A 26,276-nucleotide genomic window follows, 5' to 3' on the forward strand; every position below is an offset into this window, starting at 1 on the left:
AAATTGTGGTAATGCAAAAAAATGTTTACCGGAAAAATTTTTCGCTGATCATCGTATTCCTGATATTGATATCTATCATATTGGTTATCGCGTTTATTACGGCGTATAATTTAACGGGTAAATATGTTGAAAATGAGTTCGCTTCAAAAAAGATAGATGTACTGGAGCAAACTACCAAGCCGTATACTGATTTCTTTCAGAATAAAATACCCGAAATAACCTCATACCAGGGCTTTCTCGATTCATCTTCGGCAGCGCATTACGCTACATCGGTACTGAATAATTATGCCTTTGTGCGCCGGGTGATATTTTACGATATACAAATTGGGGCAAAGCGTGATGCACAGGCACCGTTAGGTATCTCCTTGAAATCGGTAACACAGTTCAGGCCGTCGGGAGGGAAGATCATCGCCGCCAAAAGCAGGGCAGGTAATGAAGACGATTTTATGCAGATGGCCTATAAGCTGAACCGCTTTATATCAACCGCCGATACATTGAGCGTACCCTCGCAGGATGAAGTGTTTAAAACATTTTACGATGTAAAGCCCGACAAAATATCTTACCTCAACGTACCGCGCCGGCAGGATATTAAAATGTACCAGGAACTGCGTAAAAGCGGTAGCTCGTCGGTATTTTTTAAGCAGAACATGCTCACTTTTCTGCTCGACCCCAATTACCTTAACATACGTAATCCGCACCCGGAGCTTTACCAGCACATAAGCATACAACCCGTGGTGTACGATCCGCTGGATATAGCCGGCGATAAGCTGGTTACAGACGTGGCGCTGTCGGGAGCGTTCTCTAACTTTAAGCTTTATTTTATATCAGATAAAACCCATTTGCAGGCCGAAATGAACCGCCGTTTTATGCCTATTGGCGGCCTGGTGTTGCTCATTTACTTTTTTGTGGTGCTTACCGGCTGGTTGATCTATCGTAACCTGAGCATTAACTTAAAGCTGTTTAAGCTGCAATACGATTTTATAAACAACTTTACCCACGAGTTTAAAACGCCGGTAAGCGTTATAAAAATTGCAGGCTCAAACTTGCGCGGCGAAAGTGAACTAAGCGACCGGCAACTGAAACATTATGGCAAGATACTGGACGAAGAGGCCGATAAGTTGAACGACCTGATGAACCGCTTGCTCTCTTTTACGCAATTAGAGAACCGGTCGATAGTGATTAAACGCGAGGGGGTAGATGTGGAGAGTTTCGCCCGGAGCTATATTGATACCTTTAAAATTAAATACCCTAACTTTAAGCTGGATCTGGTTATAAACGATACCAATTTCTTTTATACCGACCCGGTGCTGCTGGGTAGCGTTTTTCAGAATTTGATTGAGAATGCCTACAAGTATTCGCATCCGCAGAACAAAGAATTGCTGATCACCATTAGCCACGAAAAGAAGAACATTTTATTTTCGTTTGCTGATAAGGGCATAGGTATACCTAAAACAGAATTAAATAATATATTTAAAAAATTTTACAGGCTCGAAAACCAATATAACCAAAATGGCAGCGTTGGGCTGGGTTTGGCTTTTTGTAAAGAACTGGTTAATTTTATGCACGGGGACATAACAGTTAAAAGTAAAGTAAACCAAGGGTCGGAATTTATTGTTACACTCCCATATCAAACATAATAATGAGTAAAGAAATTAAAATTGCGCTGGTTGAAGACGATGAAAACCTGCGTTTTTTGGTAGCAGAGCGCCTGCACTCCGAAGGTTACAAGGTGTTTGAAGCCGGTAATGGCGACGATGCCGAAAAAATGATACTGGAAGAAACACCGGATATTGTACTGCTCGACTGGATGCTGCCCGGTAAACAAGGCTCGGATGTGTGTACCAACGTGCGTAACCAGGGTTTTGATAAGCTGATTATTATGATGACCGCCAAGGCGCAGGATGTGGATAAGATAGAGGCCTACAATTTCGGCGTATCCGACTATATTACCAAGCCGTTTAATATGGATGTGCTGGTGGCCATGATAGATAACAAGATCAAATTTTCGCTCAACAGCGAAAAGGCCGAATCGTACAAGTTTGCCAATATGGAGCATCAGCCAAATACCCACCTGCTGATAAAAGACGGCCGCAAGGTTGAGCTGACCATACTGGAGAATCGCATATTGCTCTACTTCCTGAAAAATAAGAACAAGGTAATTAATCGCGAGGAACTAATGATGGAAGTATGGGGCTACAATGCCGATGTAAATACCCGCACATTAGACATGCACATTGTACGTCTCCGCAAAAAAATAGAAGCCAACCCCGATTCGCCGCAATACCTGCAAACGGTGCGTGGCATAGGCTACAAGTTTGCTTACGAATAGAATATTTGATTATACTACTGAAGATACAATGCCCAATATCGAATTAAAAAAGTTCGGTATTGGGCAATTTGGTTTTAGGGAGATTTTTCCAAAATCCCTCCTTGGGGAGCATCGCTGTTAATTTAAGAATCACTCAATATTGACTCACCCCGACATCGCTTCGCTCGTCGACCCTCTCTCCGCAAGCGGAAAGAGGGATTTATATATTTTCTGTTTCTTCTTGCCCTCTTTGCGCTTGCGCAGAGAGGGCGGTCCAGCGAAGCGTAGACCGGGTGAGTTAGTTATACGATTTGCTTAAACCTTAAGTTGACGGATATGTCACGGGAATTGAGTTGACGGGGTTTCACAGTGCTTTAATTTATTGACTATCAACTTAAACCATAACTCATCTTCCTTGTCTTAATGGTATGCGTTTACCTTTGATCATCCTATTCCTGATAGCGCCGGTGTTAACTTTTGCCCAAAGCGGCACTATCAGCGGCAAAGTTATCGATGCAGAAAGCAAGACTGCCTTGCCCAAAGCCAGTATATTTTTAACGGAAACATCTTACGGCACCAGCGCCAATGACGACGGCACTTTTACACTCAGGGGTTTAAAGCCGGGCAAATACCTGCTGATAGTGACCATGGTTGGCTTTGAAAAATTTAGTCAGAATATTTCAGTAGGTGCCGGTGATGTTTCTGTAGATATCAGCCTGAAGCCGCAGGTCACTTCCCTGGATGAAGTCAGCGTTCAGATTCCGAAAGATTGGGCACGGAATCATAAAATGTTTGTGAAGCGGTTTATAGGAAACTCTGAATATGGCCGCAAGTGCAAAATACTGAATAGTGAAGTGCTGAAATTTAGCTATGACAAAGAAAAGGAAGAATTATCGGCCTGGTCGAATGGCCTTATAGAGGTGGAGAACCGCGCTTTGGGGTACATGGTTAAAGTATTGCTCACCAAAAGCAACTATGGCGCTAATCACGGATCTTGGCATTATCAGATCTTTTTTGAAGAACTCCCCGGTACGCCAGACGAAATGAAAAAATGGAAAGCTAACCGTGCCAGGCTTTTTCAAGAGGCCGGGAGGTATTTCCTGGTGTCTGAAAAATTACCGAGTGATTTTAGGTTGTAATATTACCCTTCAATCACCACATCGGTAACCGGGTGGCCGGTGCAGGTAAGTATCCATCCTGCTGCTATATCCTGTTCGGTAAGTACATCATTACGGGCCATTTCAACCTTGCCACCGGTACAGCGTACAGCACATGCCGAGCATACGCCGGCCCTGCAACTGTAAGATAAAAAGATATTGTTTTGCAACGCTGCTTGCAGTATCGACTGGTTTTCGCCGGCTATAATATCGTAATGCTCGCCTTTTATGTTGATGGTAACCTTGCGTGGCGCGTAGTTTAGTACGGGGCTGGCTACGGCCACGGTATCAATCACAAAGTTCTCCTTACGTATCCGCAGCGGTTCAATGCCCATGTAAATAAGCGTCGTCCTTACCATGCGCATGTATGCGAATGGGCCGCACAGGTAAAAATCGGCATTGAGCATACCATTCAGGGTATAGCGTTTCACCATTTGCTCAACTCGGATATTGTTGAGCCTGTTGGCATCGCTGCTAAGCAGGTGCAACAGCCTGAACCTTTGCGGGTGCGCTATCGCCAGTTCATCTAACTCGGCTTTAAATATCACATTATCGCCGGTAATGCTGCTGTATATTAAGGTTATATTGCTTTCGCCTGGGCGATTGAGTATATATTTAAGCTGCGCGAACACAGGTGTTATGCCGCTCCCGGCCGCGAATATCAAAATATCCTTTTTCGCTTCATAATCGCTGATTACAAAACGGCCTGCGGGGGCTACTGCATTCAGTATATCGCCAACTTTTATGTGGGCATATAAAAAGCGGGAAATCTCACCGTTAGGAATACGCTTAACAGTAATAGCCAACAACTCTTCATCGGGCGATGAGCTGAGCGAATACGACCGCCTGATCTCCTCGGCATGGTGATTAAATACCAGCGTAATGAACTGCCCGGCCTGGTAATCGATCCGTCGGCCCGATGCTTCGCGTAAATAAAAAGTAGAGGTATCAGCCGTTTCGTGTTTTATGGCTTCAACCCGTAATTGTATGTAGTGCATATAATTATGAATGCCTTAGTACGAGTTTACCAAACTGCGGCGAATGATCCATACGGCGAATAGCGATTTCGGCATCAGCCAGCGGGAATACTTCATCTACTACCGGCTCCAGCTTATGCTCGTTAACAAAGGCCAGCATCGCCCCAAAATCTGCCGGACTACCCATCATGGTGCCCAATATACTGATGTGCCTCCAAAATATCTTACGACCATTCAGTTCTGGTAAATTACCACCCGCCGTGCCGCCGAAGAAAACGATTCGTCCGCCGGGTTTTATTACATCTAAAAACTTGGCAAAACCATCGCCCATGGCGCTGTCAATTATAATGTCAAACCCGCCCGAAAGCTGCTTTAGCTGCTCGGCCCAGTCCTGTGCCTTGTAATTTACACCTGCGGCCGCGCCTAAATGCCTTGCCCTCTCAATTTTTTCGCCCGAACCCGAGGTTACAAACACCCGGCAACCCATGGCCACGGCAAATTGCAGCGCGAAAGTACCCGCTCCGCCGCCTACACCGGTAACCAATACGGTATCGCCTTTTTTAATGCGGGCCTTTACAAATAAAGCCCGGTAAGCAGTCAGCGCGGCAACAGGCAACGAAGCAGTTTGCTCAAAGCTCAAATGCAGGGGTTTAAATTGCAGGTGCTCAACCGGCGCGGTAATGTATTCGGCAAAGGTGCCATTGTAAGGTGGTAAGCCAATGGCCGTAAACTCGTTGGCCTGGTATTCTTCGCTGTTGCCCCAGTTATAGCCGGGATAGAGTACTACCTCTTTACCCACCCAGTCGTGATCAACACCCTCGCCAACTTCGGTAACAATGCCCGCGCCATCGGTACCCAAAATAGCCGGGTACGAAATATTGGCGTATTTGCCCTGCGTTATCCACCAGTCGCGGCGGTTTAATGATGATGCCTTGAGCTGAACCAGTACTTCGCCCGCTTTGGGTGCAGGAGTAGGCACTTCTTTTAATACCAGCGGTTTATCGGGGCCTTCTAAAATTATTGCTTTCATTTTATATGGTAATGAAGCGTCATTGCGAGGAACGAAGCAATCTCCTTAAGCAATTCCGGCCATGCATTTCCGCGACCTGTCCTAAAGAGATTGCTTCGCTATCGCTCGCAATGACGCCGATGTGTTTATTGTATTATCTAACACCAACGGTGAAGCCTAGCATAAGCTAAATAAACAAAAAAGCGGCAGAATGTTCACACATCCTGCCGCTTTAATTATACTTTGCTGTTATGCTTATGCAGTCGCTTTAGCGTACAGTTCAGAAACTTTAGTCCAGTTGATCACGCTCCAGATGGCCGCTAAATAATCAGGACGACGGTTTTGGTATTTCAGGTAGTAAGCATGTTCCCAAACATCAATACCTAAAATTGGAGTACCTTTTACTTCGGCGATATCCATTAAAGGGTTATCCTGGTTAGGGGTTGAAGTAACGGCTAATTTTTTATCAGCAGTTACAATAAGCCATGCCCAGCCCGAACCGAAACGGGTAGCGCCCGCGTCAGATACTTTAGTTTTGAACTCGGCAAATGAACCGAAAGTGCTTGTTATAGCATCGGCCAAAGCGCCTGTAGGCTCGCCGCCTGCGTTTGGTGCTAAAAGCGTCCAGAACAGGGAGTGGTTATAATGACCGCCGCCATTGTTGCGTACAGCAGGCGGAAATTTAGAAATGTTAGTGATGATCTCCTCGATGCTGCTATCAGCTTCAGGTTTGCCTTCCAGGGCTTTATTCAGGTTTGTAACATAAGCCTGATGGTGCTTGCCATGGTGAATTTCCATGGTTTCCTTGTCAATATGAGGTTCAAGCGCGTCAGTAGCGTAAGGTAACGCCGGTAGTGTAAAAGCCATAACTGTTAAGTTTAAAGTTTAATGTTTTAACAAATATAAGGGTTGAATGGTTCTGTTGTTTTAAATAAATGTCATGATTTGAGTTGGGAGTCGATAGTCGATGGTCCATAGTCCATGGTTTAACGAAAATGGCTATGGACTATGGACCATCGACCATGGACGAAAACCTATCTCTTACTCTTAAAAAAATTCCTCACCAGTTCTGAGCATTCGTTTTCGCGGATGCCGCCGGTGATGATGGTTTTGGGGTGGGTTATTTTTTGGTTGAGGCGGCCGAAACCCATGCGGGTATCATAAGCGCCAAAAACTATCTTCCCTATCTGGAACCAGTACGATGCCCCGGCGCACATTACACAGGGTTCGAGGGTCACATATAAGGTACACTCTTTAAGGTATTTGCCGCCCATGAAATTGGCTGCTGCGGTAAGCGCCTGCATTTCGGCATGTGCCGATACATCGTTGAGCCGCTCGGTAAGGTTATGGCCGCGGCCAATGATCTGCCCCTTGCAAACCACAATGGCGCCAATAGGAATCTCGTCTTCAGCCAGCGCGAGTTTGGCTTCGCGGAGGGCTTCGTTCATAAAGAAATCGTCGGGCGATATGGTTGGTTCGCCCTCAAAATTGATATATCGCATCAGGGTTGCTGGTCAAAAGTTTTTGAAAGATGTTTTTCTGTATACACCAAAAGCAGCACGCACGAACCAATTGCCCCGGTGATCATTAATATGGCATTAATGCCGGTACGCAGGTTTTCGTGCATAGGTATCAGACTGAGAACGATGGCTGTAACCAGTCCGGCTATCAGTAAAATGAAACCGCATTTGATCATGTATTTGGCAGAGTAGCGGTTGGCTTCGTCCCAGGTTTGCTGGTTTTTCATGGACGAGGGCATGCGGTAGCCATACAGGGCATTGATATGCTTCGGCGGGAAACGTTTTTGTATAAAACCTACTACCACAAATATCAAACCTATCAATTGCGGACCGATGAACCAGTGTTCTGCTTCCATAATTATATCAGTTTACTGCCGTTGGGCACAGGTCTTTCAATGGCGGTAAGCACAATGTCACCGTTTTCGTCGGTAAAGCCGGTAACCAAAAACTCCGACATGAATTTACCGATCTGCTTTTTGGGGAAGTTGATCACCCCCGCTATTTGCCTGCCCACTAACTCGTTAATAGTATAATGTTTAGTGATCTGCGCGCTCGACCACTTAATGCCGAACTCGCCAAAATCAACCCTTACTTTATAGGCCGGTTTGCGTGCTTCGGGATATTCAAGGGCTTCAAGTATCGTGCCTGCCCTTAGTTCAACCTTTTCAAAATCGTTCCAGGTTATGGTTTCCATAAAGGCAAATGTAGGCAGTGAGGGGATAAATAGGTGTTCTTTTTTGATATTCGCTTTTATTTAACCACAAAGAGCACGGAGTTTTTCACGGAGTTACACAGAGATTTGAAAGTAACTTTACAGGAGTTTTCCACCCGAACCCGAAACCTCGCCCCCGGAACCTGATCCCCAAAACTCAAACCTGAAGCCCCGAACCCGGAGCCTGATCTCTCGAAACTGAATCCTCAACCCCCGAACCTCCCTCCCCAATTATTAATCTCGTTACCGGCAAGCTATTCGGGTAGTTATCCTTTACAAATTTTATCATGTTTTCGCGGATGTAGCAGCGGAGGTCGAACGCCTGGGATGAGTTGCGGGCGCTCATGAGGGCGCGTATTTCAACAGTGCGTTCTTTGGCATCGGTTACCTGTACTACTTTAACGCGCTTATCCCATAGCGGGGTGGTATCCAGCAGGCGGTCAAATTCTGTACGGAGGGCATCTACGGGTACACTATAATCAAAATAAAGGAAAACTGTGCCCAGTATTTCGGAGGTGGTACGTGTCCAGTTTTGGAAGGGTTTTTCTATAAAGTAGTTTATCGGCAGTATCAAACGGCGCTGATCCCATATATTAAGCACCACGTAGGTGAGGGTAATATCTTCTACCCGTCCCCATTCGCCTTCAACCACCAGCACATCGTCGATACGGATGGGTTGCGTAAAGGCGATCTGGAAGCCAGCCAAAAAGTTAGCCAGCGACCGCTGTGCCGCGAAACCGATGATGATACCGCCCACACCTACACCAGTGAGCAAGCCCGCGCCTATTTTGCGCACATTATCAAAACTCAATAAAATTACCGCTACAGTAATAAACACAATAAGGGTTACGATCACCTTGCGGATAAACTGTAATTGCGTGCGGATCTTCCGCTCTTTGAGGTTATCGGCCTTGTTTAAATCGTAGGTGTGGTACACGTAATCTTCAAACACATTGAAGGAGCGTACCAGCAGCACCGCGAAGGAGATAATAAGCGCTATTTCTACCCCTTTACTGAACGGAACATAGAACCTTTTTTGCATATCCATCAGCGGAAGCATCAGATTTAGCATCAGCAAAGGCACAAAATGATTCATGGGGCGGCCAATGTTGGTGATAATGCTGCGGAACAGCGAGTAATCATTCCGGTTTTTATAGAATGCCAGTAAGGCTTTCAAAATCAGCTTGATAATAAGGCCGAGTATAACCGCGCTTACAGTAATTAGTAAATTCCATAACGATGATGGCATATTGCCCGACCAGTTTTCTAATACATCCCGCATAGTTTTTTCCTTTTATATATAACCTTAATGGCTTTTAATTGTTACTGATATTTTAAAATGCAGGTTTTATGCGCCAATTTTTGGCCTTTTTACCTGTATATAGATGAAGAAGCTATGAGTAAAACGATAATTGTATCAAACCGTTTACCGGTAAAAGTTACAGAAGAGGATGGGCAATACAAAGTTGCCACCAGTGAAGGAGGATTGGCAACGGGTTTAGGTTCGGTATATCAATCAGGAGATAATGTATGGTTGGGTTGGCCCGGTGTAGAAGTGGCCGGCGACGACAAACAAAATGAAGTAACACAAAAGCTGGCCGAAGTAAGTTTACGGCCTGTTTTTTTAACAGCCGACGAGATATCCGGCTACTATGAAGGCTTTTCAAACGAAATTTTATGGCCAATATTCCATTACTACGCGTCAACCTACGCCAACTATAAACTGGCCGATTGGGAATGCTACCAGCATGTAAACCGCAAATTTGCCGATGCCGTTATCGCGATAGCAGAACCCGGCGATACCATTTGGATACATGATTACCAGTTATTATTATTACCCGGTTTGGTACGTGCGACAAGGCCCGATATATCTATAGGTTTTTTCCTGCATATCCCGTTCCCGTCATTCGAGATGTTCAGGCTGATACCCTGGAGGAGTGAGTTGATAGAAGGTATTTTAGGTGCCGACCTCATCGGTTTCCACACGTTTGACGATGCCAGCCACTTTATCAGCGCGGCCACAAGGTTGCTGCCGGTAAATTCGTCATCAAATATTATTACGGTGGATGACAGACCGGTGGTGGTTGAATCGTTCCCGATGGGGATTGACGATGAAAAATACGGCGCGTTAACCCGCGACCCCGAGGTGGTAAGTGAGATCAATTACCTGCGCGAAACCTTTAAGGACAAACGCGTATTTTTAAGTATAGACAGGCTTGATTACAGCAAGGGAATCTTGCAACGCCTGCAAGCTTTTGAGCTATTGTTAGATACCCATCCCGAATATATTGGCAGAATTGTGCTGCACATGATTGTAGTGCCCTCGCGGGATACCGTGCCGCAATACATGGAACTGAAGCAGAATGTTGACCGCAAGGTAGGCGATATTAACGCCCGCTACCGTACGCTGGACTGGAGCCCGGTACATTATTTCTACCGTCCGTTCCCCATTAATACGCTGTCGGCATTGTACCATGTGGCTGATATTTGCCTGGTAACCCCGATGCGCGATGGTATGAACCTCGTGAGTAAGGAATACATTGCCAGCCGTACCCAGGAAACCGGTGTATTGGTACTGAGTGAAATGGCCGGTGCATCAAAAGAGCTGATAGATGCCGTAATTGTTAACCCGAGTAACATCGCCTCCATGGCCGAAGCTATGCAAACGGCGCTTACCATGTCGCTCAACGAACAGAAACGGCGGATGCGCCTGATGCGCCAGGTGGTTTCAAAGTTCAATATTAAGCACTGGGTTAAGCTGTTTATGGAGCGCATGCGCGAGGTGAAGCAAATGCAGCAATCTATGCGGTCGCGCCATATTACGGATGTTACCGAGCAGGCTATCAAAAAGATCTACAACAAAACAAGCAAACGCATCATCTTTTTAGATTACGACGGTACGCTGGTGGGCTTTAAAGACGACATCAATTCGGCCATGCCAGACCAGGAACTGTACGAATTACTGGAAGAACTAAGCGACGACCCTGCCAATAACATTGTGCTGGTAAGCGGCCGCAGCCATGTAAATCTCGAAGAATGGTTTGGCCATACCAACCTTAATTTGGTGGCTGAACATGGCGCATGGCAAAAGCGTAACGGCCAATGGGAAAATATCCCCGGCCTTAACGACCAGTGGAAACAGGATATTTACCCTGTACTGGAAACCTATGTTGACCGTACACCGGGTGCCTTTATTGAAGAAAAGAACTATTCGCTGGTTTGGCATTACCGCAAAACAGAAAAAGGTCTGGGTGAGCTACGTACCAACGAGCTGATGAACAACCTGCGCTACCTCATTAATGATCGCGGCCTGCAATTGTTGCCGGGCAATAAGGTGGTGGAGATCAAGAATATTGAGATCAATAAAGGCAAAGCCACTTCGGCATTACTGCACAACAAGGAATATGATTTTATTATGGCCCTCGGCGACGACCATACCGATGAGGACATCTTCAAGGCCCTGCCCGACAATTCGCTTACCGTAAAAGTAGGCAGCAATATATCTGCAGCCCGCTTCTACCTGCGTAACTACCACGAAGTGCGCCACCTGCTGAAAAGCCTTAGCACACCAGTTGTACAGGATGGGGTTTAAGGGTTTCAGGTTCGAGGCTTCAGGTTCGGGATCTGGGTGGCTATTCATTCTTTTACGGATAGCGGCGGGACGCCCCGGAATAGCTGTCACTCGGCCGTAGCCGTAGCGACTGTTTGAATGACTGTTTAGACATCCGAAGTTTTAAAAACTTCGGATGTCTTTTTTTACGCATCATTCAGCTTTGACAACTTTTTAAAAGTTGTCAAAGCTTTTTTACAAAAACACCGGCCTATCCAATTTTATAGCAATACGATAAGCCGCGTTCATTAACCCTACGTGGCTATACGCCTGTGGGAAATTACCCCATTGGCTGCCGGTTGCTTCGTCAACATCTTCGCTGAAAAGTAGCAGGTGGTTACAGTATTTCATAAGGTTTTCAAACTCGCGCATGGCATCGTCCATGCGGCCTACGCAGGCAAGGGCTTCTACATACCAAAAGGCACATATCAGGAACGTAGTTTTCGGTTTGCCAAAATCGTCGGCGTGCAGATAGCGGTAAAACAGGCCATTCGGGGTTTTTAATTCCTTTTCTAACGCCGCCAAATGGTCTTTCGCTTTTTGCGATGCCGGGTCGAGGTAGTTCATCATAATGAGCTGCAAGGTACTGGCATCCAAATGCGGACTATTGGCCGCATTGGTATACACCTTCCGTTCCGGATCGTAACAGCTTTCAATATGCGCTGCGGCGCGGTCGCGTAATGAATTGGCGCGGTCTACCAGTTCCTGGTTGCCTATGGTTAAAGCCATTTTAGCTGCCGCATTACAGCCCGCCCACTGGAACAGGTTGCTATAACAATGCACGTTAGCCATGTTACGGAACTCCCATATCCCGGCATCCTTTTCATCAATGGTGCGCTCAATTTTACCCAATAGCGATTCAATCCACCGTACCGAATCTTTGCGCTCGGTAAATACAAAACGGTGATCGGTATATAGTGGCAGCAACGATATCAGCACCTGCCCGTAAATGTCATTCTGGATATGCTCGTAAGCCTGGTTGCCCACACGTACGGGTTTGTTGCCAAGGTAACCATCAAGGTGATCCATAATTACCTCAACCAGATCTTTTTTACCGGTAATGCCATACAGCGGCTGATAACGAAAATCTTCACCATCTGAGAAAGATATATCGGCCACATAGCCAAAATAGCGTTCCATTTCCTCAAAATGACCTATATGGTTTAGCGAAGTAAGCACGTAATAGGTATCGCGCAGCCAGCAGTAGCGGTAATCCCAGTTGCGCTCGCTCTTATCATATTCGGGCAGGCTGGTGGTACTGGCGGCTATAATAGCCCCGGTATCTTCAAACTGGTGAATTTTTAAAACCAAGGCCGAGCGGATCACATATTTTTGGAAATACCCGGCTATGGCCGAATGCTTGATCCATAAGCGCCAGTATTCGGTAGTGGCACGTAAAAAGCGTTCGGCGGTACTTACCAGCGGCGCTTCCAGCGGATCGCCGTAGGAAAGCAACAAATACTTAGGTTCGCTTATTTGAAAGTATTGTTCATCTATCACATAACTCACCGGGATGTTGGTGGTAAGGCGCATGGTTTCGTCGCAACCTGCGTAATCAATGTGATTGCTGCCCGGTCTGGCCTTTTGTTTGCGCCTGCCGTAATCGCATACCGGCTCGCACTTTACACGTATGCGTGGCAAACCCTCAATAGCTTCAATTTTACGAATCAGCATCAGGGGCTTAAAGTAGCGCTCGTACTGGTAAAAGCGGGGCGCAAAGTCGGTAATACGGTACGTGCCCGATTCGCAGGTGATCTCGGTGCAAATTACATTGGTGTTTTCGAGGTAGTACTGATGCGAGGTATATTCTCCTTCGGGGAGGATAGAGAACTCGCCGCCTTTTTCGGTATCCAGCAGACTGCCGAAAACGAAGGTGCTATCGAAGCGCGGCCAGCAAAGCCAAGCGATATTAGTGTTTTTATGTACGTGGGCCAAAAAAGCGCAATTGCCAATAAGACCGGTTTGATAGGTGTGTTTTTCCATAAGCAGTAGCAGCATATTGCCTTACCGCTTATAAAATCAAATGGGAGGTGTTTTTTGTTTTAGGTGGAAGTGATTTAGTGTGTTTTACCACAAAGTTCACAGAGGGTGGCACGAAGAGCACGAAGTTTTTTACCGCGGAGTTAGCAGAGGTTTACGCGGAGGACACAGAGGTAGTAAATTGTCATTTCGAACGAGGTACGAGGAGAAATCTTCTTCGATATACAGGTGAAGACCTGCAAAGCGAAGAAGATTTCTCACTGCGTTTCGAAATGACAAGTAGATAAAATCGGTAGAATCACCCTATCTTAATCGGTGAAATCCAAAAAGAATTAAAATTCAGCGTTCTTAGGGAATCTTGGGAAAGGGATCACATCGCGGATGTTGCCCATGCCGGTTACGAAAAGCACTAAACGCTCAAAACCCAAACCAAAACCGGCATGCGGACAAGCGCCAAACCTGCGGGTATCCAGATACCACCATAGCTCATCTTTCGGGATGCCTATCTCGTCCATACGTTGTTCAAGTTTATCTAAACGTTCTTCACGCTGCGAACCGCCTACAATTTCGCCTATGCCCGGGAAAAGGATATCCATAGCGGCGACGGTTTTACCATCGTCGTTTTGGCGCATGTAGAACGATTTTATCTCTTTCGGGTAGTCGGTAAGGATCACCGGTTTTTTAAAGTGTTTCTCTACCAAATAACGCTCATGTTCCGATTGCAGATCGGTTCCCCAGCCTTCAACAGGGTATTGGAACTTCTTCTTTTTGTTCGGGGTTGATTCCTTTAATATATCGATAGCCTCGGTATAAGTAAGGCGCTCAAAGTTGTTATCAAGACAAAATTGCAGCTTCTCCAGCAAGGTCATTTCCTGGCGTTCGTTCTGCGGCTTTTGTTTATCCTCTTCCTGCAAACGCTGACTTAAAAACTCGATATCCTCCTTGTTTTTATCCAGCGCGTAGCTGATCACGTATTTCAGCAGGTCTTCGGCAACGTTCATGTTGTCGGTAATATCGGCAAAAGCCATTTCCGGCTCAATCATCCAAAACTCCGCTAAGTGGCGGGTAGTGTTTGAATTTTCGGCACGGAAGGTTGGCCCGAAGGTGTAGATATCACTCAAGGCCATAGCACCCAGCTCACCTTCCAGCTGACCGGATACGGTTAGGTTGGTAGCACGACCAAAGAAATCCTGCTTGTAATCAACCTCGCCGCTTTCGGTACGTGGCGGGTTGGCAATATCAAAGTTGGTCACGTGGAAAGTTTCGCCCGCACCCTCTGCATCCGATGCCGTAATAACCGGAGTATGCAGGTATACAAAACCGCGATCCTGAAAAAACTGGTGTATAGCGAACGACAAGCTGTTACGCACCCTGAAAATAGCGCCGAAAGTATTGGTACGGAAACGCAGGTGCGCTATTTCGCGTAAAAACTCAAGGCTATGCTTTTTAGGTTGCAGTGGATATTTCTCCGGGTCGCTGTCGCCCAGTACTTCAATTTCCTTGGCTTTTATATCAATTTTTTGGCCTTTACCTAATGATGGCACTACCGTACCGGTTACGCTTAAAGCCGCACCTGTGGTAATGCGTTTTAATAAAGCGGCATCGGTATTTTCAAAATCAACAACAATTTGTACGTTATTATTGGTTGAACCATCATTTAAAGCAATAAACTGATTATTACGAAAGGTGCGTACCCATCCTTTAACTGTTACATCAATGTTGGTTTCATCGCTCTCCAACAACGCTTTAATTTTAATTCGCTGGCTCATATAAATTATATTATTCGAGCGGCAAAAATACAATTATTTAGGTAATGCTACCCTGAATTTCCCTTTTGAAATATTTATATAAAAGGAGTACATAGCCTGTATGGGTGTACGTACCGGTACAAAGCTCAAATTAAAGTCGCCTGTTATAATGTTATTGGCCTTATCGTAATTGGTAACGGTTATCCAGTTATCGGCTGTATTGTCAGCCCAATAATTGGCAACAATTACATCTTGTCCAACGGTAACATAATAAATGGCATTAGTATTATTCAGGCTGTATTTTCCTTTACCGGTAAACTTAATGCGGATATTCATGTGCTGTTCGCCATGGCCTGCGTACACGTTAAGTGAATCATTATAAAAAACAGCTGTCGGCTTTCCAAACCAGGTAGAGTCGCCTTGCTTGCCGGCCAAATAAAATTCAGCGCCGGGAGGTAAAACGCAGCAGGCTCTTTTTTCCTTTTTACAGGCCGTAATAGCTAACGTAGCCAAAAGCAATAGCAGGGTAACAGGTTTTTTCATTGGGGTTGGTGTTTTTAATAATTACGCATAGCAATGCGCCAACGCTACAGCCAATTGCAATTATTTAACAACGCTAATTTACATAAGCTATACCTGTTAATACCGGCAGATTGTATAAGTTTGTTGTCCGTTTTAATATTTTAAATAATGAACCCAAGGCTAAGCTTATTTTTAGGGATATTGTTCATCGCATTCTCCCCCATATTTGTAAGGCTTGCCCATGCCCCGGCGCTTACCTCCGCTTTTCACCGCATGTTTTTTGCCTGGCTGCTTTTAATGCCTTATTGCCTGTACAAAGGCCTGTTAAAAATAGACCGGAAAGACATCGGCGTAGCCATATTAAGCGGTATCATTTTCGCGGCCGATATATCAGTGTGGAATATCTCTATACTCAAAATAAGCGCTACGGTATCAACCCTGCTGGCCAACCTGGCCCCGGTTTGGGTAGGCTTATTGAGCCTCATTATTTTAAAGAAAAGATCGGGCTGGTTGTTTTGGCTGGGTACGGCTGTGGCCATAGTGGGTATGATAGTATTAGTAGGTTATCAAAATATTATGCACCTGCAGGTTAATATCGGCGTACTGCTGGCAGTACTGGCCAGTTTCTTTTACGCCTGTTATATATTGCTCACCAAAAGCGTGCTGCAAAGGGTTAATACAATTACGTTTATGTTTTACAGCATGCTAAGCTCTATAGTTGTGCTGTTTATTTTTAATCTTTTTCAGGGGAATAACCTCGTCACTTTTTCGGCGGCTACCTGGTTTTATTTTATTGCCACAGGGGTGGTTTGCCAGTTATTGGGATGGTTAACCATCAATTACGCTATTAAACATTTACCATCAACCAACGTATCTATCACGCTGCTTAGCCAAACGGTTTTTACCGGCTTGCTGGCGGTTTGGCTGCTGCACGAAAAGCTTGGCCTTACCGAAATAATAGGCAGCGTTATTGTGCTTGGCGGTATAGCAATTACATTTTTAAAGCCCTCATCATCAAATAAAATTGTAAATTGACTTATGCAATGTTAATGGCAATGGATGAATTGCCCTACCTTTGTAAGCGCTTATGATCACAAAATCCACCGTAGACAAGATAATGGAAGCCACTGATATTGCGGAGGTGATAGGGGATTTTGTGCAATTAAAAAAGCGCGGCGCCAACTATGTAGGCCTGTCGCCGTTCAGTAATGAGCGTACGCCATCGTTCACGGTATCACCGGCCAAGGGCATTTTTAAATGCTTTTCATCGGGCAAGGGCGGTTCGGCGGTTACCTTTTTAATGGAGCTCGAAAAGTTCACCTATCCCGAAGCACTTAAATGGCTGGCCAAAAAATACGGCATCGAGGTAGAAGAAACGGTAGAAACCAAGGAGAACCTCGAAGAACTGAACCGTCGCGAGAGTTTGATGATCGTGTCGGGCTATGCTACCAAATTCTTCCAGGAAAGCATGTGGGATACCGATGAGGGCAAGGCCATCGGCCTAAGCTACTTTAAGGAGCGCGGCTTTACTGCTGAAACCATGCGCAAGTTTGAGCTGGGCTACTCGCCCGATCAATGGGAAGCCTTCACCGGGCGTGCCTTACAGGAGGGCTACCAGCAGGAATTTTTAGTAGAAAGCGGTCTTTCGGTTAAACGCGATAACGGTACTTTGTATGACAGGTATCGCGGCCGGGTAATGTTCCCGATACATAGCTTTACCGGCAGGGTGATCGCCTTTGGCGGCCGTACCCTTAAAAGTGATAAAAGCGTACCTAAATACGTTAACTCTCCCGAATCCGAGATCTACCATAAATCTAACGTGCTTTATGGTTTGTTTTTTGCCAAAAAGGCCATTCGCGATGAGGATAACTGTTACCTGGTAGAAGGTTATGCCGATGTGTTATCTGTGCATCAGGCCGGGATTGAAAACGTGGTGGCTTCATCGGGGACCTCATTAACGGTGGAGCAGATTCGCCTTATTGGTCGCTTAACTAAAAATATCACCATTTTGTACGATGGCGACGCCGCCGGTATAAAAGCATCCTTACGCGGGCTCGACCTGATATTGGAAGAAGGCCTCAACGTAAAGGTGGTGTCGTTCCCTAACGGGGATGACCCGGATTCGTACGTGCGTAAGGTGGGTACCAATGCCTTTAAAACTCATATAGCAGAAAACCGTAAGGATTTCATCCTGTATAAAACCGATATCCTGCTGAAAGATGCCGGTAACGACCCGATAAAAAGGGCCGAAGTGATCCGTGAGGTGGTAGAAAGTATCGCCAAGATCCCGGATTCTATCAAGGCATCCGTATTTATAAAGGAGTGTAGCTACATCATGCATATTGATGAGCGAGCGCTGCTTTCCGAATTGAATAAAATGAAGCTGGCCAAAGCTAAAAAAGATGGTCAGCAGCAAAATAACCAGCAAAGCAATTATCGCAATAACGGTGGCGGCAACAGCTTTGCGCCGGATGCGCCGCCCGACGACCTGTTTTTTGACGAGCCGCAGCAGGCCGAACAAAAGGCTGTTAAGGAAGATTATAACCAGGAAAAAGAAATTATTCGCCTGTTGTTACTATATGGCAGCCGCATGATCAATTGGGATGGCATTGCCGATACCTATATCGGTCCGTTCATGATTGCCGAGTTGAGTGATGTGGCCTTTGATAATGCTGCCTGCAAAATATTTGTTGAAGATTACCGTGCGCAGGTAGAAAACGGCGTACTGCCCGAAGATCAGCATTATATACATCATCCGGATAAAGAGGTAGTTGACCTTACCGTAACTTCATTAGCTACCAAGTATATTTTGAGCGAGAACTGGTACGAGATGCACCGTATAGGTGTTAACGATGAGCAATCGAACATGAAGGCGACTATACTGGGCGCTATCTTCCACCTTAAAAAACACAAGGTTGGTAAAATACTGGAGAACCTGCGCAATGAGCTACAGGTTACCCAAAACGAGCACGATCAGGAGATTTTACTGAACCAGTATGTGCGGATGAAAAAAGTTGAAAAACATATTTCCGATTATTTAGGTTCAGTTATTATTAAATAATGGCGCTTCACCTCGATTTAGGTCGCCGTGGCGAAGCACTGGCAAAAGCGCACCTCGAAAGCCTCGGTTACGAAATACTCGACGAAAACTGGTGCTATGGCAAAGCCGAGGTTGATATTATTGCATATAAAAACGGTACAATTATATTTGCCGAAGTAAAAGCACGCACGGGCACTGGTTTTGGCGAGCCCGAAGATTTTGTGAACGAGCGCAAGCAGCAATTGCTTGCCACCGCCGCCGACGAGTACATTTATATTATGAACCACAAGGGTGAGGTGCGGTTTGATATAATTGCTATCTTGTTTAATAAAAATACAACTTATACGTTAAAGCATATTGAAGATGCCTTTTGGCCATCTGCCCAATAAACTTATGAAGAAACTAAATATACTGTTAGCCGCGGCTGTGTTATTTGCATGCAGCTGTAGAGACACTAAGAAAACAACCGATCTGAGTATTAGTCCGGATGCGGGTACCAGTTATAATGCAGGCACGCCCGTAAATATCAAAGTAACCTTTCCTGCCGATGCCAAAATAGATTCGGTAGTATACCTGTTAGATTCTGCCCGGATAGCTACCCGTACCGATACACTGGGTGTAACACTTAAAACCGATACCATTCCGCTGGGTACCAAGGTAATTACCGCGCGTATGTTTACCGGTGGTAACAGTTTGGAGGCTTCTACCAATATAGTATTGATGGCCGCCAAAGCGCCCGAAGAACTAACTTTTAAGATAGAAAAAGTATTCCCTCACGATACCAGCTCATACACCGAGGGATTGGAATACCACGATGGCTTTTTGTATGAAAGCGATGGCGGTTATTTAACCCCTCCGCCTAACGAAGAAGTAACCGGGCAATCGAGCCTGCGCAAAACCGATCTGGCAACCGGTAAGGTAGTTCAGCAGGTATTGGTTGATCCGAAGGTATTCGCCGAAGGCATCACCATCATAGGCGATAAGATCATCCAGCTTACCTACCGCGAAAAGATTGGTTATGTGTACGATTTGAAAACCTTTAAACTGCTCAAAACCTTCAGCTATACAGCCGGTAAAGAAGGCTGGGGCTTGTGTTTTGATGGCGAAAAGATTTATAACACCGATAGCGGCAACGTTATTTTATTGTTAGATAAGAACGATTACCACCAGATTGGCAGCATAGCCGTTTATGATAACGAGCACCAGATTGATAACGTAAACGAACTGGAATACATCGACGGCAAACTATACGCCAATGTATACACCACCAATGATCTGCTGGTGATTGACCCCAAAACCGGTGCCGTACTGCAACGTGCCGACCTGACCGAACTTTACCCCCAAAACAAACGTAACCTCGAAGCCGACGTACTCAACGGCATAGCCTGGGACGCCAAAGGCAAAAGGCTCTTCGTGACCGGCAAGAAGTGGGATAAGCTGTTCCAGATAAAGCTGGTGAAGAAGGGAGTGTAGATAGAGTTTGTCATTCGGGAGAACGAAACAATCCCGTCGGATGGAAGCTATGCCGTCACTTCATTAATTATTTAAATACGAATACTTTACCTAAGCCTTAATGATACGATCTAAAAGAAGTTTTATTGACTTTTATTTGAAAATAATTTGCGTTGTCGTTATATGCTGCTTTTTATCGTCATTCGTTATTATTAACTCTTTTAAGGAAAATACAACTCCTGACATTGGTAGTATCCTACAATCAACGTTAGGAGTTGTATTTTTTTCTCTTGCTCTTTTCTATGTATTCGTAATGTACAAGGCAACCCCATCAATAATCGTTGATGAAATAGGCCTTACATTTTCTAATAAGCAGTACTTTTGGCAAGACTTAGATAAGGTGATTTTTACCGGCAAAAAATATCCTATTCCTTTAGGTAGAGAAGAGGCAATGGAATTGACTTTTAAGAACGGGGATAAAAAATACATTTTAGATGATTTGTATAGCAATTCTTCGGAAATGAAATTATTTATCAAAAAAAAGACGAGTTTCCACCCTCGTGGTGAAATTGAAGGCTTTGATTTGAAAAGCAATCCTTCTCTTGAATATTTTACTATATTTAAAGGACTTCCCCTTTTTAGTTTTGATATCGTTTCGCGTTTTGCAATAGCAATAATGCTTTTTTATATCCCTATTACACAATCCTTGTCATATATTAATATGACGTTAATTATATTGTTTATCTTTCTGTTATTAGGGATCACAATAGGATTTTCATATTTTTTTTCTGTTTCAGAAAGTTATTTTATGGTGAAAAATCACTTTCTTCCGGGATACAAAAAACTTTATCACATTTCAAGTATACGCGAAGTTGTTTTTGAAACTACATCCAATCGGCCTAATCGATTGAGGTTGATCACTAATGATTTCAAGACCAAGTTGTTTTATGCCGCATCATTAAAACACAAAACCTGGCTTGAGTTGAAAACTGCATTAAGAAGTAAAAGCATTAAAGTACGTAATGAGTTATAGCGCCGTATAATAATTGCTACGAACAAAAAGGGTTGGCAATCTCAAATTGCCAACCCTTTTTGTTTAAAATATTCACCCGAACCTGAAGCCCTGAACCTCAATCCCCGAACCTCAAAAACTACAGCAAATCAAATCCGATATCTTTTCTGAAATATACGCCGTCGTAATAGATGCGGCTGGCATCTGCGGTGGCTTGTTGCAGGGCATCAAACAGGTTGTCCTGTAACGAGGTGATGGCCAATACACGGCCGCCGGTGGCATGTACCTCGTCGCCAACTGCTGTGGTGCCGGCGTGGAACACATGCGAATCGCGTACGTTCTCAATGCCGGTAATGGCTTTGTCTTTTAAATATTCGCCCGGGTATCCGCCTGCTACGCAAACTACGGTGGTCGCTATCTTGTTAGATATAACCAGTTCTTTTTCGTTCAAATTGCCTTCGGCTACGCCTAACAGCAGATCAACCAGGTCGCTTTCAATGCGTGGTAAAACGCTTTCGGTTTCCGGGTCGCCCATGCGGCAATTGTATTCTATCATGTACGGGTCGCCGCCGCAATTCATCAGCCCGATAAAAATGAAGCCTTTGTAAGAGATGTTCTCTGCTTTTAAACCTTCAATGGTAGGGATAATAACACGCTGCTCTACCTTGCTGATAAATTCCGCATCGGCAAACGGCACCGGTGAAACCGAACCCATACCACCGGTGTTAAGGCCGGTATCGCCTTCGCCAATGCGCTTGTAATCTTTAGCGCTTGGTAATATTTTATAGTTGCTGCCATCGGTCAGTACAAAAACTGATAGCTCAATGCCTTGTAAAAATTGCTCGATAACTACCTTTTCGCTTGCCGCGCCAAATTTGGCGTTGGTCAGCATATCGGCCAGTTCAGCTTTAGCCTCTTCAAGCGTGAGGCATATCAATACGCCTTTTCCGGCTGCTAACCCGTCGGCTTTTAATACAATAGGTAAGCCAATGGTAGGCAGGTATTCAAAACCTTCCTGTAAAGTTTCGCGGGTAAAAGTGCGCGATGCCGCCGCCGGGATGTTATGGCGCTCCATAAACTGTTTGGAGAAATCTTTACTGCCCTCCAACTGCGCGCCCTCACTTTCCGGACCGATCACCGGGATACTTTTCAGCTGCTCATCGGCCAAAAAGTAATCATGTACACCTTTTACCAATGGCTCTTCGGGGCCAACCAATACCATATCGATGCCGTTGCCCAGCACAAAATCCTTAATGCCAGCAAAATCAGTCACCTTAATATTAACGTTGGTGCCATACTGGCCCGTACCGGCATTGCCGGGGGCTATAAAAAGCTTATCGCATTTGGGGCTTTGCGCCAGTTTCCAGGCGAAGGCACTTTCCCTTCCGCCCGAACCAAGTATCAGGATGTTCATGCGCGCAAAGATAGTATTTTCAATAGAGTTGTGAGTTGCGGGTTGTAAGTTGTGAGTAGGAGTGGATTGGCTATTGTAGGTTGCATGTTGTAAGTTGTGTGTTTTATGAAGAATATCTCCAGCTTGGATAAAAATATAGGGTAAAGTGAAGATACCTACAACTTACAGCCCAAAACTTACAACCAATCAAAACACCTGCAACTTGCAACCCACAACTTACAACTACTTTCCCCACAAAATACTATCTTTGCCTGTCAAAATGGCTTTGCAATGCGCTGTGGCGCAATTGTTGAGAACATGACCCATATATACTTCGAAATACTATGTTAGATTTTTTCAGTAAGCTTTTCGGAAGCAAATCAGAACGCGACGTAAAAGGCATCAATCCTATAGTTGATAAAGTTAAGGCTGAGTTTGCCAAACTGGGCGATATAAGCAACGATGAGCTTAGGAATAAAACCGCGCAGTTTAAACAAACCATTCAGGAAGGCCTTGCCGCCATTGATGAGCAAATTGCTGCTATCAAAGAGCAAACCGAAGATCCGGCGCTTGAAGTGAGCGAAAAGGTTGACCTGTACACCCAGTTAGATAAACTGAGTAAAGACCGCGATAAAGAACTGGAAGTGATATTGTTAAATATCCTGCCTGAGGCTTTTGCCGTGGTTAAGGAAACCGCCCGACGCTTTTCGGAGAATAAAACTATTGAAGTTACCGCCAGCCAGTTCGACCGTGATTTGGCCGCGCGTAAAAATAACGTATTAATAAAAGGCGATAAAGCCACTCACCATAATACCTGGTTAGCCGCCGGTACCGAAGTTACCTGGAACATGGTACATTACGATGTACAGTTGGTGGGTGGTATTGTATTGCACCAGGGTAAAATTGCCGAGATGGCAACGGGTGAGGGTAAAACACTGGTAGCAACGCTGCCTGCTTACCTAAACGCGCTGGCAGGACAAGGTGTTCACATTGTAACCGTGAATGACTACCTGGCACGTCGTGACTCGGAGTGGATGGGCCCGCTGTATGAATTCCACGGTTTATCGGTTGATTGTATTGACAGGCACGAGCCAAATTCAGAGGAACGCCGCAAGGCTTACCTTGCCGATATCACTTTTGGCACAAATAACGAGTTCGGTTTTGACTACCTGCGTGACAATATGACACGTAGCCCTGAAGAACTGGTACAACGCAAGCTGCATTTTGCCATGGTGGATGAGGTTGACTCCGTTTTGGTGGATGATGCCCGTACACCTTTAATTATATCAGGCCCTATACCTCGTGGTGATGAGCATGAGTTTTATGAGTTGAAACCACGCATCGAGCGTTTGGTTAACGCGCAAAAAAACTATGTAACCGGCGCGCTTAACGAGGCTAAAAAATCAATAAACGATGGCAAAACCGGTATTGAAGATGGCGGTTTAGCTTTATTACGCGCACACAGGGGGTTGCCGAAAAGCAAAGCTTTGATCAAGTTTTTGAGCGAAGGCGCTAACAAAGGCGTACTGCAAAAAACCGAGAACCACTACATGCAAGACCAAAACAAGGAAATGCACAAGGTGGATACCGAGCTGTTCTTCGTTATCGATGAAAAGAATAACCAGGTTGAACTTACCGAAAAAGGTATCGAACTGATCACTTCATCGGGAGAAGACCCTCACTTTTTTGTAATGCCTGATGTAGGCAGCGAGATAGCTGAAATTGAAAAATCAGATTTGCCTGCTGAAGAAAAGATAGCTAAGAAAGATTCGCTGATGCGCGATTTCTCTATCAAATCTGAACGTATCCACTCGGTTAACCAGTTATTAAAGGCTTATACGCTGTTTGAAAAAGATACCGAGTACATTTTAGATGAAGGCAAGGTAAAGATAGTTGATGAGCAAACCGGCCGTGTATTGGATGGCCGCCGCTACTCTGATGGTTTACACCAGGCTATTGAGGCTAAAGAGAATGTTAAGGTAGAAGATGCTACGCAAACCTTTGCTACCATTACGCTGCAAAACTACTTCAGAATGTACCACAAGCTTTGCGGTATGACGGGTACTGCCGTGACAGAAGCAGGTGAGCTTTGGCAGATCTATAAGCTGGATGTGGTAGAGATACCAACCAATACGCCAACCAAACGTGCCGATATGCAGGATTTGGTATACCGTACCATCCGCGAAAAATATAATGCCGTTGCCGATGAGATAGTGAAACTAACGCAGGTCGGTCGCCCGGTACTGGTGGGTACTACATCGGTAGAAATTTCAGAATTATTGAGCCGCATGCTTAAGCTGCGCGGTATAAAACATAACGTACTGAATGCTAAACTACACCAGAAAGAAGCTGATATTGTGGCCGAAGCAGGTAAGGCGGGTACAGTTACCATTGCTACCAACATGGCTGGTCGTGGTACGGATATTAAACTGGGCGAAGGTGTTAAGGAGGCCGGTGGTTTAGCCATTGTAGGTACCGAAAGGCACGAATCTCGCCGTGTAGACAGGCAGTTACGTGGTCGTGCCGGTAGGCAGGGTGACCCGGGGTCGTCCCAGTTCTTTGTATCGTTAGAGGATAACCTGATGCGTTTATTCGGTTCAGAGCGTATCTCAAACCTGATGGTACGTATGGGTATTGAAGAGGGCGAAGTAATTCAGCACTCTATGATCTCTAAATCAATTGAGCGCGCGCAAAAGAAAGTAGAAGAGAACAACTTTGGTGTACGTAAACGCTTGCTGGAGTATGACGATGTAATGAACTCTCAACGTAGCGTGATCTACTCTAAACGTAAAAACGCCCTGTTTGGCGATCGTTTGGATGTTGATTTGAGCAACACCTTCTTTGATGTGGTTGAGGATATCGTTACCGAATATAAAGAAGCTAACAACTACGAAGGTTTCCAACTGGAGATCATCCGTATCTTCTCGGTTGATCCGGGTGTGGATGAAGGTACTTTTGGCAGCACATCATTAAACAACCTGGTTGACCAGGTATTTGCCGAAATAAGCGATTTCTACAAACGCAAACAGGAGGCTATTGCCGAGCAGGCTTTCCCGGTACTGAAAGATGTTTACGAAACACGCGGACAACAGGTAGAAAACATTGTAGTGCCGTTTACCGATGGTATCCACGGTATACAGGTTGCAGTACCGCTTAAAAAGGCGGTTGAAAATCATGGTTTAGAAGTGTTCAAATCTTTCGAGAAGAACGTTACCCTGTACCTGATTGACGATGCCTGGAAAGAGCACCTGCGCGAAATGGACGAGTTAAAACAATCGGTACAAAATGCCGTTTACGAACAAAAGGACCCGTTATTGGTTTACAAGTTCGAAGCGTTTAAACTGTTCAGCGCAATGCTGGCTACTGTTAATAAAGAGATCGTGAGCTTCCTGTTCAGAGGTGGTATACCGGTTCAGCAGCAACCCGAAGAAATTCGTGAAGCCAGACCAGAGCCGCGTAGCGAACTGAAGAACATCAAAACATCAAAAGCCGAAGTGGTGAACGAAAGCAATGGTGTGCCGATTGACGATACCCGCGAACTGCAAAAGGCACAACCTGTAAAAGTTGAGCCTAAAATCGGCAGAAACGACCCTTGCCCATGCGGTAGTGGTAAAAAATACAAGAACTGCCACGGCGTAGGTTTGGCGTAAGATCGATTTCGGATATCGGATGTTCGATTTCGGATTTAACTAACCGGATCGTCATTGCGAGGAACGAAGCAATCTCTACATAAGCTGAGCCGCCAATCGCTGTCATGCTGAGGCACGAAGCATCTATTTGCGAATAGATCTTTCGCTATGCTCAGGATGACAAAAGGTTCAACGACATAGTATAAA

General features: G+C 45.2%; 21 protein-coding genes. 10 read left to right on the top strand and 11 right to left on the bottom strand.

What is annotated here, in order from left to right:
- Window positions 1–11: 11 nt before the first annotated feature.
- The 3 genes from ABD894_RS13890 (at window position 12) to ABD894_RS13900 (ending at window position 3,447) form a co-directional block, all read left to right on the top strand.
- Window positions 12–1,637, top strand: coding sequence for a sensor histidine kinase (locus tag ABD894_RS13890; protein WP_345211650.1), 1,626 nt, complete (start codon window positions 12–14; stop codon window positions 1,635–1,637).
- Window positions 1,638–1,639: 2 nt separating this feature from the next.
- Window positions 1,640–2,329 carry a response regulator transcription factor gene (locus tag ABD894_RS13895; protein ID WP_345211651.1) on the top strand — a complete coding sequence of 230 codons (690 nt, stop codon included), beginning with the start codon at window positions 1,640–1,642 and terminating at the stop codon, window positions 2,327–2,329.
- Between the two features lie 407 nt (window positions 2,330–2,736).
- Window positions 2,737–3,447: a carboxypeptidase-like regulatory domain-containing protein gene (locus ABD894_RS13900; RefSeq protein WP_345211652.1), complete on the top strand. Its 711-nt coding sequence runs from the start codon at window positions 2,737–2,739 to the stop codon at window positions 3,445–3,447.
- A 2-nt stretch (window positions 3,448–3,449) separates the two neighbouring features.
- On the opposite strand, the gene ABD894_RS13905 is transcribed toward ABD894_RS13900, so the two are convergent.
- The 7 genes from ABD894_RS13905 to ABD894_RS13935 all read right to left on the bottom strand — a co-directional run bounded on the left by ABD894_RS13905 (window position 3,450) and on the right by ABD894_RS13935 (window position 8,965).
- Complete coding sequence (locus ABD894_RS13905; protein ID WP_345211653.1) at window positions 3,450–4,463, bottom strand: 2Fe-2S iron-sulfur cluster-binding protein; 1,014 nt, start codon at window positions 4,461–4,463, stop codon at window positions 3,450–3,452.
- Window positions 4,464–4,467: 4 nt separating this feature from the next.
- Window positions 4,468–5,472: a quinone oxidoreductase family protein gene (locus tag ABD894_RS13910; protein ID WP_345211654.1), complete on the bottom strand. Its 1,005-nt coding sequence runs from the start codon at window positions 5,470–5,472 to the stop codon at window positions 4,468–4,470.
- Between the two features lie 234 nt (window positions 5,473–5,706).
- Window positions 5,707–6,318, bottom strand: a complete 612-nt coding sequence (locus ABD894_RS13915) for a superoxide dismutase (RefSeq protein ID WP_345211655.1) — start codon at window positions 6,316–6,318, stop codon at window positions 5,707–5,709.
- 167 nt (window positions 6,319–6,485) lie between these two features.
- Entirely contained in the window at window positions 6,486–6,953 is a 468-nt protein-coding gene (locus ABD894_RS13920; protein WP_345211656.1) for a nucleoside deaminase, read from the bottom strand.
- A complete protein-coding gene (locus tag ABD894_RS13925) occupies window positions 6,953–7,327 on the bottom strand; it encodes an SdpI family protein (protein WP_345211657.1) in 375 nt (124 codons plus the stop codon). The genes ABD894_RS13920 and ABD894_RS13925 overlap by 1 nt, the downstream gene beginning before the upstream one ends.
- Before the next feature lie 2 nt (window positions 7,328–7,329).
- A complete protein-coding gene (locus ABD894_RS13930; RefSeq protein ID WP_345211658.1) occupies window positions 7,330–7,665 on the bottom strand; it encodes a tRNA-binding protein in 336 nt (111 codons plus the stop codon).
- A gap of 175 nt (window positions 7,666–7,840) precedes the next feature.
- The gene (locus ABD894_RS13935; RefSeq protein ID WP_345211659.1) at window positions 7,841–8,965 is read right to left on the bottom strand and encodes a mechanosensitive ion channel family protein; all 1,125 of its coding nucleotides are present in this window, start codon (window positions 8,963–8,965) and stop codon (window positions 7,841–7,843) included.
- 114 nt (window positions 8,966–9,079) lie between these two features.
- On the opposite strand from ABD894_RS13935, the gene ABD894_RS13940 reads away from it, so the two are divergent.
- Window positions 9,080–11,275, top strand: a complete 2,196-nt coding sequence (locus ABD894_RS13940; RefSeq protein WP_345211660.1) for a bifunctional alpha,alpha-trehalose-phosphate synthase (UDP-forming)/trehalose-phosphatase — start codon at window positions 9,080–9,082, stop codon at window positions 11,273–11,275.
- A 213-nt stretch (window positions 11,276–11,488) separates the two neighbouring features.
- On the opposite strand, the gene ABD894_RS13945 is transcribed toward ABD894_RS13940, so the two are convergent.
- From ABD894_RS13945 to ABD894_RS13955, 3 genes are all read right to left on the bottom strand, one after another.
- Window positions 11,489–13,276 (bottom strand): glycoside hydrolase family 15 protein, encoded by a 1,788-nt coding sequence (locus ABD894_RS13945; protein ID WP_345211661.1) that lies wholly within the window; start codon window positions 13,274–13,276, stop codon window positions 11,489–11,491.
- A 329-nt stretch (window positions 13,277–13,605) separates the two neighbouring features.
- Entirely contained in the window at window positions 13,606–15,042 is a 1,437-nt protein-coding gene (gene asnS, locus ABD894_RS13950; RefSeq protein ID WP_345211662.1) for an asparagine--tRNA ligase, read from the bottom strand.
- A 33-nt stretch (window positions 15,043–15,075) separates the two neighbouring features.
- The gene (locus ABD894_RS13955; protein ID WP_345211663.1) at window positions 15,076–15,564 is read right to left on the bottom strand and encodes a DUF6252 domain-containing protein; all 489 of its coding nucleotides are present in this window, start codon (window positions 15,562–15,564) and stop codon (window positions 15,076–15,078) included.
- A gap of 147 nt (window positions 15,565–15,711) precedes the next feature.
- Between ABD894_RS13955 and ABD894_RS13960 the strand changes: the two genes are divergently transcribed.
- The 5 genes from ABD894_RS13960 (at window position 15,712) to ABD894_RS13980 (ending at window position 21,068) form a co-directional block, all read left to right on the top strand.
- Complete coding sequence (locus ABD894_RS13960) at window positions 15,712–16,578, top strand: DMT family transporter (protein WP_345211664.1); 867 nt, start codon at window positions 15,712–15,714, stop codon at window positions 16,576–16,578.
- Between the two features lie 52 nt (window positions 16,579–16,630).
- Window positions 16,631–18,604: a DNA primase gene (gene dnaG, locus ABD894_RS13965; RefSeq protein WP_345211665.1), complete on the top strand. Its 1,974-nt coding sequence runs from the start codon at window positions 16,631–16,633 to the stop codon at window positions 18,602–18,604.
- Window positions 18,604–18,972, top strand: a complete 369-nt coding sequence (locus ABD894_RS13970) for a YraN family protein (protein WP_345211666.1) — start codon at window positions 18,604–18,606, stop codon at window positions 18,970–18,972. Before dnaG ends, ABD894_RS13970 begins: the two co-directional genes overlap by 1 nt.
- Window positions 18,973–18,976: 4 nt before the next feature.
- Window positions 18,977–20,056, top strand: coding sequence for a glutaminyl-peptide cyclotransferase (locus ABD894_RS13975; protein WP_345211667.1), 1,080 nt, complete (start codon window positions 18,977–18,979; stop codon window positions 20,054–20,056).
- 292 nt (window positions 20,057–20,348) lie between these two features.
- Window positions 20,349–21,068: a hypothetical protein gene (locus ABD894_RS13980; protein ID WP_345211668.1), complete on the top strand. Its 720-nt coding sequence runs from the start codon at window positions 20,349–20,351 to the stop codon at window positions 21,066–21,068.
- A gap of 118 nt (window positions 21,069–21,186) precedes the next feature.
- Here ABD894_RS13980 and purD read toward each other — a convergent pair whose 3' ends face one another.
- Window positions 21,187–22,461, bottom strand: coding sequence for a phosphoribosylamine--glycine ligase (purD, locus tag ABD894_RS13985; protein ID WP_345211669.1), 1,275 nt, complete (start codon window positions 22,459–22,461; stop codon window positions 21,187–21,189).
- 323 nt (window positions 22,462–22,784) lie between these two features.
- Here purD and secA point away from each other — a divergent pair, with 323 nt between their 5' ends.
- Complete coding sequence (gene secA / locus ABD894_RS13990; RefSeq protein ID WP_345211670.1) at window positions 22,785–26,090, top strand: preprotein translocase subunit SecA; 3,306 nt, start codon at window positions 22,785–22,787, stop codon at window positions 26,088–26,090.
- The last annotated feature ends 186 nt before the right edge of the window (window positions 26,091–26,276 follow it).

It is taken from the genome of Mucilaginibacter gynuensis, assembly GCF_039541195.1.
GTDB lineage: Bacteria > Bacteroidota > Bacteroidia > Sphingobacteriales > Sphingobacteriaceae > Mucilaginibacter > Mucilaginibacter gynuensis.